The sequence below is a fragment of the Vibrio sp. 1457 genome (genome assembly GCF_033340195.1).
GTDB lineage: Bacteria > Pseudomonadota > Gammaproteobacteria > Enterobacterales > Vibrionaceae > Vibrio > Vibrio alginolyticus.
This window is the reverse complement of the sequence record NZ_JAWOWA010000022.1, coordinates 46,243-58,900: the sequence shown is the minus strand read 5'-3', so window position 1 is coordinate 58,900 and position 12,658 is coordinate 46,243. Positions and strand designations below refer to the sequence as shown.

13 protein-coding genes are annotated in these 12,658 nt (G+C 46.0%); 10 read left to right on the top strand and 3 right to left on the bottom strand.

Annotation, left to right across the window (positions count from 1 at the left end):
• The first annotated feature begins 8 nt into the window (after positions 1–8).
• The 6 genes from R7Z41_RS19025 to R7Z41_RS19000 all read left to right on the top strand — a co-directional run bounded on the left by R7Z41_RS19025 (position 9) and on the right by R7Z41_RS19000 (position 7,875).
• The gene (locus R7Z41_RS19025) at positions 9–1,286 is read left to right on the top strand and encodes an NAD(P)/FAD-dependent oxidoreductase (RefSeq protein WP_206970034.1); all 1,278 of its coding nucleotides are present in this window, start codon (positions 9–11) and stop codon (positions 1,284–1,286) included.
• A 17-nt stretch (positions 1,287–1,303) separates the two neighbouring features.
• Positions 1,304–2,170, top strand: coding sequence for an N-carbamoylputrescine amidase (gene aguB, locus R7Z41_RS19020; protein WP_206970055.1), 867 nt, complete (start codon positions 1,304–1,306; stop codon positions 2,168–2,170).
• A gap of 12 nt (positions 2,171–2,182) precedes the next feature.
• On the top strand, positions 2,183–3,265 hold the full coding sequence (aguA, locus tag R7Z41_RS19015) for an agmatine deiminase (protein ID WP_017633979.1): 1,083 nt from the start codon (positions 2,183–2,185) through the stop codon (positions 3,263–3,265).
• Positions 3,266–3,319: 54 nt separating this feature from the next.
• Positions 3,320–4,747, top strand: a complete 1,428-nt coding sequence (locus tag R7Z41_RS19010; RefSeq protein WP_206970057.1) for an NAD-dependent succinate-semialdehyde dehydrogenase — start codon at positions 3,320–3,322, stop codon at positions 4,745–4,747.
• A 14-nt stretch (positions 4,748–4,761) separates the two neighbouring features.
• Entirely contained in the window at positions 4,762–6,033 is a 1,272-nt protein-coding gene (gene gabT / locus R7Z41_RS19005; protein WP_206970059.1) for a 4-aminobutyrate--2-oxoglutarate transaminase, read from the top strand.
• A gap of 519 nt (positions 6,034–6,552) precedes the next feature.
• Entirely contained in the window at positions 6,553–7,875 is a 1,323-nt protein-coding gene (locus R7Z41_RS19000; RefSeq protein ID WP_318136396.1) for an EAL domain-containing protein, read from the top strand.
• 132 nt (positions 7,876–8,007) lie between these two features.
• Here the strand turns inward: R7Z41_RS19000 and R7Z41_RS18995 are convergent, their stop codons facing one another.
• On the bottom strand, positions 8,008–8,895 hold the full coding sequence (locus R7Z41_RS18995) for a DMT family transporter (RefSeq protein WP_064376927.1): 888 nt from the start codon (positions 8,893–8,895) through the stop codon (positions 8,008–8,010).
• Between the two features lie 110 nt (positions 8,896–9,005).
• Here R7Z41_RS18995 and R7Z41_RS18990 point away from each other — a divergent pair, with 110 nt between their 5' ends.
• From R7Z41_RS18990 to R7Z41_RS18975, 4 genes are all read left to right on the top strand, one after another.
• Complete coding sequence (locus R7Z41_RS18990) at positions 9,006–9,488, top strand: MarR family winged helix-turn-helix transcriptional regulator (RefSeq protein WP_017633984.1); 483 nt, start codon at positions 9,006–9,008, stop codon at positions 9,486–9,488.
• A gap of 23 nt (positions 9,489–9,511) precedes the next feature.
• Positions 9,512–9,865 carry an MmcQ/YjbR family DNA-binding protein gene (locus R7Z41_RS18985; RefSeq protein ID WP_017633985.1) on the top strand — a complete coding sequence of 118 codons (354 nt, stop codon included), beginning with the start codon at positions 9,512–9,514 and terminating at the stop codon, positions 9,863–9,865.
• A gap of 120 nt (positions 9,866–9,985) precedes the next feature.
• Positions 9,986–10,420, top strand: coding sequence for a DUF962 domain-containing protein (locus R7Z41_RS18980; protein ID WP_005377800.1), 435 nt, complete (start codon positions 9,986–9,988; stop codon positions 10,418–10,420).
• Between the two features lie 202 nt (positions 10,421–10,622).
• Entirely contained in the window at positions 10,623–10,934 is a 312-nt protein-coding gene (locus tag R7Z41_RS18975) for a hypothetical protein (RefSeq protein ID WP_130546067.1), read from the top strand.
• Positions 10,935–11,080: 146 nt separating this feature from the next.
• On the opposite strand, the gene R7Z41_RS18970 is transcribed toward R7Z41_RS18975, so the two are convergent.
• Entirely contained in the window at positions 11,081–12,172 is a 1,092-nt protein-coding gene (locus R7Z41_RS18970) for a sulfate ABC transporter permease (protein ID WP_225478170.1), read from the bottom strand.
• 1 nt (position 12,173) lies between these two features.
• Positions 12,174–12,650 carry a hypothetical protein gene (locus R7Z41_RS18965; protein WP_017633987.1) on the bottom strand — a complete coding sequence of 159 codons (477 nt, stop codon included), beginning with the start codon at positions 12,648–12,650 and terminating at the stop codon, positions 12,174–12,176.
• Positions 12,651–12,658 lie beyond the last annotated feature (8 nt).

Sequence of the window (12,658 nt, the reverse complement as noted above, 5' to 3'; positions counted from 1 at the left end):
ATAGTTCTATGAACAAGCATACGGATTCGTTCTACGCGCACTCTGTGCCAAACATGCCGGAATACACACAATTACAAGACAACATCGAGTGCGATGTGTGTGTAGTCGGTGCGGGATTCTCTGGTCTTTCTTCTGCACTGCACCTAGCGGAAAAAGGTTTTAAAGTTGTTGTGCTAGAAAGCGCAAAAGTGGGCTTTGGGGCAACTGGTCGTAACGGCGGCCAAATCGTTAATAGCTACAGTCGAGATGTTGACGTGATTGAAAGCCGTTACGACCAAAACCAAGCTAAAGCTCTGTGCGATATGATTTTTGAAGGCGGCGATATCATCCGTGGTCTGATCGACAAATACGACATCAACTGTGATTACAAGCAAGGTGGTTTGTTCACGGCACTAAATAGTAAACAACTCAAAGGGCTAGAAGAGCATAAGAAGAACTGGGAGCGTTACGGCAACGACCAACTGACTCTGCTTGACGCAGGAGAAGTAGAACAAGCGGTAGGGACCAAAGTGTACACTGGTGGCTTGTTGGATATGCGCGGTGGTCACATTCACCCGCTTAAACTCGCGTTAGGTGAAGCCGCTGCGTTTATTTCTCTGGGTGGCCAAATCTTCGAACAGTCGGCGGTCGTGTCGATTGACAAAGGGATTAACCCAGTAGTCAAAACGGCGCAAGGTAGCGTGAAGAGCAAGTACGTGGTTTTGGCAGGTAACGCGTATCTTGGTGGGTTGGCACCAAACATCAGCAACAAAGCGATTCCGTGTGGCACACAAGTGGTGGCGACTCAGCCTTTGAGTGATGAGCAGCTAAAACAAGTGCTGACCAGTGACTACTGCGTTGAAGACTGTAACTACTTGCTTGACTACTTCCGCTTAACCGCCGACAAGCGTTTGTTATTCGGAGGTGGCGTGGTTTACGGCGCACGTGACCCAGAAAACATTGAAGCATTGATTCGTCCGAAGATGGAGAAAGTCTTCCCACAATTGAAAGGCATCAAGATTGATTATACCTGGACGGGTAACTTCTTGCTGACTTACTCACGCATGCCGCAATTTGGCTCGTTTGCAGACAACATTTACTACCTACAAGGCTACAGCGGTCACGGTGTAACGTGTACTCACCTCGCAGGTAAGTTGCTGGCAGAAGCATTGACCGGACACGCTGAACGTTTCGATGCGTTTGCTGCACTGAAACATTACTCCTTCCCAGGTGGCCGCCACTTCCAAATTCCGTTTACGGCAATGGGTGCGGCTTACTACAACCTACGTGACAAACTGGCGATTTAAGAGATAAGGAATATCCAATGAGCAAAGTGGTGAAATTTGCAGCCCTTCAACTGACGAAAAGCTGGGATCTGGAAGACAACTTGGCCAAAGCAAAAAAGGCGATTCGTGAAGCAGCACAAAACGGTGCGAACGTGATTCTTCCGCAAGAGCTGTTCGCTGCGCCTTACTTCTGCAAAAAACAGGAAGCAAAGTATTTCGAGCTTGCAGAAGAAACGGAGAATTGTCGTCTTATTAAAGAGATGAGTGCGTTGGCTAAAGAGCTCGGCGTGGTTATTCCAGTCAGCTACTTTGAAAAAGCGGGCAACACGTTTTTTAACTCGCTAGTGATGATAGATGCCGATGGCACGGTATTAGATAACTACCGCAAGTCACACATTCCTGACGGCCCGGGCTACAGCGAGAAATACTACTTTAGCCCTGGCGATACCGGTTTCAAAGTGTGGCAAACCAAGTTCGGTAAGTTCGGTGCTGGCATTTGCTGGGACCAATGGTTTCCAGAGCTTGCACGCAGCTTGGCTCTGCACGGCGCGGAAGCGATTTTTTACCCAACTGCAATCGGTTCTGAGCCTCAAGATTCGACACTGGATTCACGTGACCACTGGCAACGTACAATGCAAGGTCACTCGGCAGCAAACCTCGTTCCAGTGATTGCGTCAAACCGAGTGGGCACTGAAGTCGATGATGGTATCGAGACGACGTTCTACGGCTCTTCTTTTATCACTGACCACACTGGTGCAAAAATTGCCGAAGCACCGCGTGAAGGTGAAACCATCATCTACGCAGAAATCGACCTCGCTACGACAGCGAAAGCGCGTCACGCGTGGGGCTTGTTCCGCGACCGTCGTCCAGACCTTTACACCAGCGTTGGCAAACTAGCTGTTTAAAGAGACGTTAAAATGAAGTTATCGACAACACCAGCGCAGGATGGCTTCTATTTTCCGGCTGAGTTTCAGCCGGTTAGTGAAGTTTGGCTAGCGTGGCCAGAAAGGAAAGACAATTGGCGTGATGACGCATTACCCGCGCAAGAAACCTTCGCCAGAATCGCGAACTTAATCGCGGAAGTGACCAAAGTGTGTGTGGCGGTGTGCTCGCACAACTTTGACCGAGCGCGTCAAATGCTTCACTCAGATGTACGTTTGGTGGAAATCCCATTTAACGATGCGTGGATGCGAGACATCGGGCCGACCGTGCTTGTTAACCAAGCGGGCGAGCGCCGTGGGATTAGTTGGCAATTCAACGCGTGGGGCGGCGAATACAACGGCCTTTACGACAACTGGCAGCAGGACGATCTTGTCGCTGGTTCGGTGTGCGACATCATCGGTATTGATCATTACCGCGCACCGTTTGTACTTGAAGGTGGGGCGATTCACACCGATGGTGAAGGCACCCTTTACACCACAGAAGAGTGCTTACTTAGTCCGGGGCGAAATCCACAGTTGAGCAAAGCGCAAATTGAAGAGCAGTTAAAGGCGTATCTCGGTATCGAAAAAGTCATTTGGTTGCCAAATGGTTTATTCAATGACGAAACAGACGGCCATGTTGACAACCTGATGCACGTTATCGCTCCGGGTAAGGTGGTACTGAGTTGGACCGATGACCCAAGTGATCCGCAATACGCGTTATCTCGTCAAGCGGAACAAGTACTGAAATCTCAGCACGATGCGAAAGGGCGCAATATTGAAATTGTCCGTTTGCCATTACCGGGTCCGTTGCATTACAGCGAGCGCGAAGCCAATGGCATTGACGCCAGTTCGGGAATGAGTCGACAAGCTGGCGAACGCCTAAGTGCCTCTTATGCCAACTTTCTTATCGTCAACGAGCATGTGTTCTTGCCGATGCTGGACGAAGAGACCGACGCTATGGCGATCGATATTTTGCAAAACGCGATGCCGGAGTACCAAATCATCGCGATACCGTCGAGAGAGGTTTTACTTGGCGGAGGGAACATTCACTGCATTACGCAGCAGATCCCTGCTTAAACATAAACTCGCCGCTAGCTTAGCGGCGATGATGAGTTGTCAAAAGGAATGACCATGCAACAGATACAAAACCAAAGCCTTGTTTCGTTTATGGTAGCGAATCCACAACAGGGCATTGCAGTGACTAATCCGGCGACCGGAGAACTCCTCGGGTACGCACCAGTCTCAACCGAAAACGACATTTTAAATGGCATTGAACGTGCCAGTGTGGCGCAGAAAGAGTGGGCGGCACTGCCAGCAAAAATGCGTGCTGGCATGCTCAATCGTTGGTTCCAACTCCTGTTAGAAAACAAAGCCGACCTTGGCCGTTTGATGACGTTAGAGCAAGGTAAGCCGCTGGCTGAAGCTCAAGGTGAAGTGCTTTACGGCGCGAGTTTTATCGAATGGTTTGCTGAAGAAGCGAAACGTACCTACGGTGAGACGATTCCTGCCCCAAGTGCTGACAAGCGTTTGGTGACCATCAAACAGCCAATTGGTGTCGCCTGTGCGATTACACCGTGGAACTTCCCAATTGCGATGATCACGCGCAAAGCAGGTCCAGCTTTAGCGGCAGGCTGTAGCTTTGTCGTAAAACCATCTGAATCTACGCCGCTGTCTGCGTTTGCGGTCGCAGAGCTTGCCTATCAAGCGGGTATCCCTCGCGATGTTCTGCAAGTGGTATTGGGGGAAAACTCCCGTCAGGTCGGTGCTATCTTCACTTCGCATCCGTTGATTCGCAAGTTGTCTTTCACTGGCTCTACCCAAGTTGGTAGTGTGCTGATGCAGCAAAGCGCGGCGGACATTAAACGTACCTCAATGGAGCTCGGTGGCAACGCGCCGTTTATCGTATTTGATGATGCCGACATTGATGCAGCCGTGGCGGGTGCGATGGCGTCGAAGTTCCGTAACGCAGGTCAAACGTGTGTGTGTGCGAATCGTTTCTACGTACACAGCAAAGTGTATGACGAGTTTGTTGCTAAGTTTGACGCTGCGGTTCAGCAGCTCAACGTCGGTAACGGATTGGAAGAGGGGGTCAACATTGGTCCGGTGATCAGCGAGTCAGCGAAGCAAGGCATTCAAGCGTTGATCGATGGTGCTATCGAGCAAGGCGCGAAGCCGGTTTCAGAACTTAAAAAGCTCGATGGTCTATTTATGCAGCCAGTGGTTCTCAAAGACGTTACTCACGACATGAAGATTGTTTCCGAGGAAATCTTTGGCCCTGTCGCGCCAGTGATTCGTTTTGACAGCGACGAACAGCTGATCGAAATGGCGAACGACACCATCTACGGTCTCGCGTCGTACTTCTACAGCCAAAACATTCACCGTGTTTGGAAAATCGCAGAAGCGCTCGAATACGGCATGGTCGGCATTAACGAAGGTATGATCTCTACTGAAGTGGCTCCTTTCGGTGGTGTTAAGCAGTCCGGTATCGGACGTGAAGGAGCAAAACAAGGTATCGATGAATACATGGACGTGAAATATCTCTGCTTTGGCGGCAACTAATTAAGGACAAAACAATGACAAACCAACAACTACACGAAAGAAGAAGCCAAGTTATCGCTCAAGGCATGGGCGCACTGTACCCACTTTACGTCGAGAAAGCAGAAAACGCTTACGTATGGGATATCGAAGGCAACAAATACATAGACTTTGCAGCGGGTATCGCGGTAACTAACACCGGGCATTCTCACAAGCGCATTAGCGAAGCGGTAAAAGCTCAGCTGGACAATTTCTCACACACGTGTGCGATGGTTACGCCATACGCGTCATTCGTAGAGCTGGCTGAAAAGCTGACAGAACTTGTACCAGGTGAGACTAAGAAGAAAGCGATCTTTCTAACCACTGGCGCCGAGGCGGTCGAAAATGCCGTAAAAGTGGCACGCGCTCATACAGGCCGTAGCGGCGTGATAGCGTTTAAAGGCGGCTTTCACGGTCGCACAAACATGACGATGGGGTTAACTGGTAAAGTTGCGCCGTACAAAGCGGGCTTTGGTCCTTTCCCGAACGAAATCTACCACGCGCCTTACCCAAATGCGTTTCACGGCATCAGCGTTGAGCAAAGCTTACAAGCGATCGACGATCTATTTGCTTGTGATATTGAACCATCACGTGTTGCGGCGATCATCTTCGAGCCAGTACAAGGTGAGGGCGGCTTCTACAAAGCGCCTGAAGCGTTTGCACAAGGCTTGCGTCAGCTGTGTGACAAGCACGGTATCATGCTGATTGCGGATGAGATCCAAACGGGTTTTGCCCGTACCGGTAAAATGTTTGCGACGGAGCTCCTAGGCATTGAACCCGATCTAATGACAATGGCGAAAGGCATTGCTGGTGGTTTCCCAATCTCAGCTGTTGTTGGTAAATCGGATGTAATGGACTCCGCACTGCCTGGTGGTTTAGGTGGTACTTATGCAGGCTCGCCACTCGGTTGTGTTGCTGGTCTTGAAGTGCTGAAAATCATCGAAGAAGAAGATTTGTGTGCTAAAGCGATGGGCATCGGTGAAGTGGTCAATGCACGTATGACCAAACTGCAACAATCTGTGCCTGCTATTGGTGAAATCCGTACTACGGGTGCGATGATGGCGATTGAATTTACTGACCCAGAATCAGGTAAGCCGCTACAAGAGATGACCAAATCGGTGATTTCTAAAGCGCAAGAAAACGGCCTTATCCTGCTTTCTTGTGGAGTAAAAGCGAACGTGATTCGTCTGTTACCTCCACTGACCATCGAATCTGACGTACTGAACGAAGGCTTAGATAAGTTGGAAAAAGTGATTCTTGAAGTGGCGTAATTCACGCGCTTTTAAATAGCAATAACAAATCAAGGAAGCGGTTGGCATCAATCGTTTCCTTTTTGTTTTTTAGCGTATCTGCTGCCTATCTAAAAAGTATTGCTCAAGCTCCAAGTTGTCACTTTTATTACGGATGACTTAACAATTGGGTTCGTCCTTACTTTCCACTTAGTCGCTACTTTGTTCTCCTCGAGTGTGGTTTGGTGCTCGCATTCTAAATCCCGACATCTGAAAGCCACTTGAGTCTATAATTTTATTGAGCGTCATTCCTCACTTTTTGGACTATAAAAATGAGATAGTATTCATATCCCACTTAGGTTGCTTGACAGATTAGCAGGACGAACTTTGATAACAAAGTATACAAGGTATGCCATTTTACTCGGCTTAGTTCCCATCGCCATATTTGTAGTGGCCTTTCATTCGATAACCAACTTTTACGTCAACTCGGTAAAAGCGTCGAAAATAGATGCTTACGTAGATTATTTAAATCAAAGGTCTGCCTATTTGGACGGAGCAATAGTGAAGCAGATTGCTCAGTTAGATTTTACTTGTAGTGATAGTGATGTAAGAACTTTACGCGACTCACGTTTTTATAACCGTTACATTCGTTTTATTGCGATGACCACAGAAGGCGGAAAAACGTGTTCCACGGTTGGTAGTGAAGTGTCTCGCCCATCTAGTAGTGAACGATTTCAGATGGATGAGAACTTTTTCGCATCACTTATTTTGCCGCAACAGAATGACCAAATAGAGTGGATGGTCATTTATGATAATGAACACGTTGAAGTTTTCTGGGTGCTTGATAACAGTTGGGTTAACGAGGTAATAAAAACGCCTTGCAAAGACTGCCTATTTGTAGAGTTTAAGTATGATGAACCAATATTTGGTGATTTAACGATAAGCCGTGGCAAAGCGAATATTGCAGGAGAAGAAAGCGCACTCTCAAAAGAGTTTTTCTTTTCAGGAGAGTCTCAAGCCAACATGCTCATCAAGATATACAGCGGTGAAAAACTTAAAAATTATGCTCAGGAAAGAGTACTTTTGTGGGGCGGTCTTGTAAGTGTGCTTGCTGGTCTTGTGACTGCCTTTGCATACATATCTGGTAAAAGCTTGAGAAAATCCATTACAGGTCTAATTGAAAATGGGATTAGTAATGCAGAATTTATTCCTTACTACCAGGCGATTGTCGATACTCGCGATGGTAAGACAGTAGGATATGAAGCTCTGATTCGATGGTCGCGGCGTGATGGAATGGTGCCACCAAATATGTTTATTGGTGCTGCAGAAGAAAGTGGCCTGATTATCCCGATGACCAATCAGCTTATTCGTAAAATCATACAAGACTTAAGTGACTTACCCGAGCATACGTGGGTCAGCATCAATATTGTTTCCTCCCATTTAGAGTCAGGTGTATTAACGAAGTTACTGTCGGAGTTAAATTGGCCAATCTCTAATAGAATTCATTTTGAATTGACCGAGAGAATACCAGTAAAAGACACTGAGGCCGCGAAAAAAGAGATTTTGTATTTAACGAATAAAGGCTACAAGTTCAAAATTGACGATTTTGGTACCGGATATGGTGGCTTTTCTTACCTACAAGATTTGGGCATCCGGTGTGTAAAAGTGGATAAAATGTTCATTGATCCAATAGGATCTGACGACCAAAAATTGAAAGTGCTGGACTCAATTGTGTCTGCAGCGAACAAAGCGGAATGTGAGATGATTGCAGAAGGTGTAGAGAGCCAGGCTCAAGTCGAATATCTGGCTCAGCATGCGATTTACCTTATTCAAGGTTATGTTTACGCTAAACCAGAGCCCCTGACTAACCTTGCAAGCGCTTAACAGCCATAATGTCAAAACGTACCGTTTTAAAGGTGTCAGTTGCCTAGGTTAGCGCTGATTTCTGCTGATGGGGTTGCACTTGAGGATTCCTAACACTCTCATTACTTCTAGAGTGTTAGGAATTAACGTTACTTAGGAGGAGAGTGCGGCTCTTTTCGTTTTGATTGACGTAATGAGCTGAGGTAGTAATGACATTACGATCATTCCTAGCATTAAGCTGTATTGCAGAGGAGTGAACGTTTCCCCCAATAGCAGTAGGCCCGAAACAATGCCTGCGACTGGGTTTGCAATACCACCAAAGGTAAAATCTACGACCGACATCCGCTGTAATAACCATACATACATGCCATACCCTAATGCGGTGTTCAGAATAATTACCCACAGTAACCCTAGAATATTCGTCATGGATACGTCCTGAACGACCGTAACATATGGCTCTGGATTGTTTATCGCCAGCACACTTGTTGCGATAGACATAATCACGCCACCCAAAATGAGCTGCCATGTTAACACTGTCCACCAGTGCATTTTTGTACCTAGTGACTTTGTTACGCTACTTCCTATCACGATGCACATAATGGCGGAGATCATCGCAAGTAAGCCCACGGGGTCGAGAGAAATAGAGCTAGGATCAAATAAGAACCAAGCTAAAGCAATCAAAGTTGCGCCGCTTATCGCTTGAATGCCACTAGGCTGACGTTTGTAGACCGCCCAACCAAACAGCATCGCAAAAACGGGGACCGAAACCATACCAACACCAGAGATGGCAGAAGGAAGCGTTAACGCCATGACAAAAATAAGACCAAAGAAGCAAGCGATGTTGATGGTTCCTAAAACAAGCAGCACCTTCCACTCACTTCTTTTTGGAAACGAGGGCTTTATTGCCAGCAACAAAAGACCCGCAGGCAGTGCCCTTAGAGCGCCAAGTAAAACGGGAGGCCAGTCCGGTAGAGTAAACTGAGTAACAGCGTAAGTCGTCCCCCAAAAAAAGGCAGGAATCATCGCAAGTAAAATGTTCATGTTAAATATCTTTATGTAGAGATAATTAAATGTAACGATATCGGCAAGGTGGCTTTTTGTAAAGTATCTTTATGTTAAAATAAAAAATATATGATGTTTGGAGAGAAATAATGGATGCAATTGATAGAGTGGTAGAGCAGTGGGCTAGGGAGAAGCCAGACCTCGACACTGAACCGATGGCAATAATGGGTCGACTAATGCGAATTGCAAAACACATGGAATCTAGGGTCGCCGAGCTACATAAGAAGTACGACCTGAAAATGGGTGAATTTGATGTGTTAGCGACACTGCGTCGAGCTGGTTCACCATATTGTCTTACTCCCTCAGCGTTAATAGAGTCGATGATGCTCACTTCGGGTGCGATGACTAATCGCTTAGATAAACTTGAGAAGAAAGGGTTTATTACCAGAACCCATAGTAAAGAAGACCGACGTAGCGTCACCGTTGAACTAACAGAGCAAGGCTTAACCTTAATTGACAAGCTAATTTTGGAGCATGTAGACGTTCAGCAATCGTTATTGCATGGTTTAGAAGGCAATGAAAAAGAGCAGGTTAACCAGGCGTTAAAATTGCTATTGCCACAATTTGAGTGAGAACGCAGAAGGAGGTAGGGGATATGAAAAGCAAAGAACTAGAACAATACTTAAGTACCTTCATGTGTGCAGAAAGTGATTTCCCATTTGGGCCTGAAGCGCTTGTATACAAAATCAAAGGCAAGATGTTTGCCATCATTGCAGAGAGAAACGGTCGGGAGTATGTCAGCGTAAAAGTAAAACCAGAAGATGGAGAAGTCTTAACGTCGCAGTTTACGGATATTATCCCGGGTTATCACTTAAATAAGCGTCATTGGATAACGGTTTATTTTAACGGTGATGTCGAGGATGGGTTGATTCAAGACTTGTGTGAACGCTCTTATGCTCTTGTCGTTGCTAAGCTGCCGAAAGCACAACGAGCGTTGCTTGGTGAGTAATCGGCAACGCACTGGCCTCTGTTGTTTTGTCGCTCGTTGCTCGTAGCCTTTTACGGAAAAATTCGCACCTTTTTCATCCTCGGGCTATATAAGAATAAGAAGGTGGAAAAGGGGAATGATATGCGAGCATTATCCGAATGGCTAAAAGAATACGGGGAGAGTCACCAAAACCCTATCAACCAAAAGATTCACACAATCGCAGTTCCAGGTATTTACCTTTCTGTGGTTGGACTTATTTGGTCGATTCCCCAGATTTCATTATTAGGCTTCGAACTTAATTGGGTTTGGGTAGCAGTGATCCCCACTTGGGTTTTCTATTTTCGTTTGTCTCTGAGCGTATTCATGATGATGATCGGCTACACATTAGCGTGCATTGGCCTTATTTGGTCTCTAGAGGTATTGATGTTGCCCGTTCTGCATATTTCTATGCTCTTGTTTGGTGTATTGTGGATATTGCAATTTATCGGTCACAAGATTGAAGGTAAAAAACCGTCGTTTTTTGAGGATTTACAGTTTCTACTCATCGGCCCGATTTGGGTGTTCAGAAAACACTAGCGATAAGCAAAATCAGGCATCATCCGAATTACACAAGACATATAACGTTCAGAGATTATGTAGCTCTTACTACAGAATACCTCTCCTTCTTATTGCCACGACAAGCATTCACTTTAGATACGCACTATGATTAAAGAGGTGCCAACGCACTTTACGCTATCGAGATACTTAAACTTACGGCAAGTTTACTTTAGGGGGATGAATGTACGACCGACAATATAAATATGCCTATTGGAGAGAAGAGCGTAAAAAAGGCAAATGGCACTATATATTAAAGTCCTTCTTTATGATTTGTTGTGCATTACTGCTTGGTAAAGTCATCGGTTTGTTCATTTTTGGAGAGCTGCGTTCTTTAAGCGACATTTGGGAACAACTCCCTGCGGATGTTTTTATTATGATGCTCGTGGGTTTTCCAATTAGTGTGCTTGGTTGGTACCACGAAGAGTCAAAGTTTTTCCGGGCGCTGCGACGCAAAGAAAAGCGGTTAAAAGGCAATCAAAACAAACCGAAATAGAGTAACCTTTGTCTCTGTTTGGATTGCCACTTACCTATCTGATCGATTCTATCCCTTCCAGTCATTTAGCGTTTAGTTACGTGTTGCAAAAAGCCTTCTTAATACAACAGCCCCCAGTGTTGTGGAAATTGGTACTGTAAGAAACATTAAAAAACGAAGTTGAGCATTAGCGTATAAAGGCTCGCACTGTCATCCTTTGGGGCTGATGAAAACGCGCCAGAGCTATTATTGTAGGTGTTGAACCTTTGCCATTCTGCGTTTAGGGAAACGTTGTAATCTAGGTCGTATCTCAATCCGAGTAAGAAACTGTCTCCACTTTTTTTATCCCGACTATTAAACTGCTGACCGTAAACAATATAAGGAGTCAACTTGTTTACATTGTAACTTGTTGTCGCGTACCAAGATGAGGAAAGATTGCTGGTCTGTCCTTCTGCCATAATCACAATGTTATCGAGCTCGTATCTTAACCCTAGAGAAAACAGATCGATCGTGTTGTTTTTTTCTGTTTCAACTAGACGGTCAATGATTGTGGTTCCGCCACCGGGAGTGGATTGCTCAATGTTAGAGAGCGTCGTTGTTTGATCATAATCGCCGTGGAGGTAGGAAAAGTTCCAACGATAACTCTCTCCGCTTAGCGTTAAGTTCATCCCTGCAGTGTTGTTTGACTCAATTTCCAATTCAGTACGTTCATTGATGGTTACGTCACTATTGTCTTTAAACCCGACAAACGGCATGGCGGTAAGTACGACTTGCTCATTGAGGTCATGAATCCAGCGTGCAGATAGGCCGTTATAAGCCGTGATACCTAGAATGCTGTCATATACCTCATTCGGTGGGCGGGCTTGGGTAAAAGCGTGGCCGACATAGTTGTACTCAGACATCAAAAACAGTGGCAGTCTTAAGCGTCCTCCTCGTATTTCTATGTTTTGATAGGTATAAGCCAAATACGCCCACTCGAGCTGAGGCGAGCTCCAATGGTCTTGCGGGCGCTTTACGACTTGTGCGGATGCCCGAAATGCCTTGTGAAAATAATCGAGCTGCATGCCGAAAGTGGTATCGCAATCGAAACAAGATTCATCGCCAATAAAGCGGTTAACTAGTACCGTAGTTGGGTTATCGGATTTTGCCCACGACGTAGAGCCAAAACCACTTAAAGAAAGTTGTTCTGTTAGTTCAATCGTGGCTGAGCTCGGAAAGGTCGCGATACTCAGCGATAACATGGTTAAATATTTTTTCATATCAATTCTCCGAGCTAACCACACATAAAACATGAGCATTACTAGGGACGCTCGATGTTGGGGCATAACCAATTCTATTCGGCTTCTCTTGCATCCATGCTATGAGGTCATCAATGCTGGAGCGTGCAATCACTTTTGGCGGTCTAGCTTTACCTGAAAAAGACAAGCTTGCCCAATGCGCGTTCATTTGCGCTAAATTTTTGTTGAGAAGATAACGATAGAACTCAGCTCTTTCTGTTGATGTCGCAGGCCAGTCAGAGAGTTCAATTCGCTGGCCTTGTAAAAGTTGCGTCTTCCCTCTGTACAACTTTCGCGCTTTATTGACAGTGAGCGGAGAGAATTCGTCATTAAATGAGAAAACGGCGTAGCTCTCTGCAGCGAGAGCTTGGCAATTTAATGAAAGAAGGGCAATCAGAATAAACAGATAGCGTTTTATGTAACGCAAAGGAAAAGCAACGCGAGAATGATTTCTACTCATAGAATCCA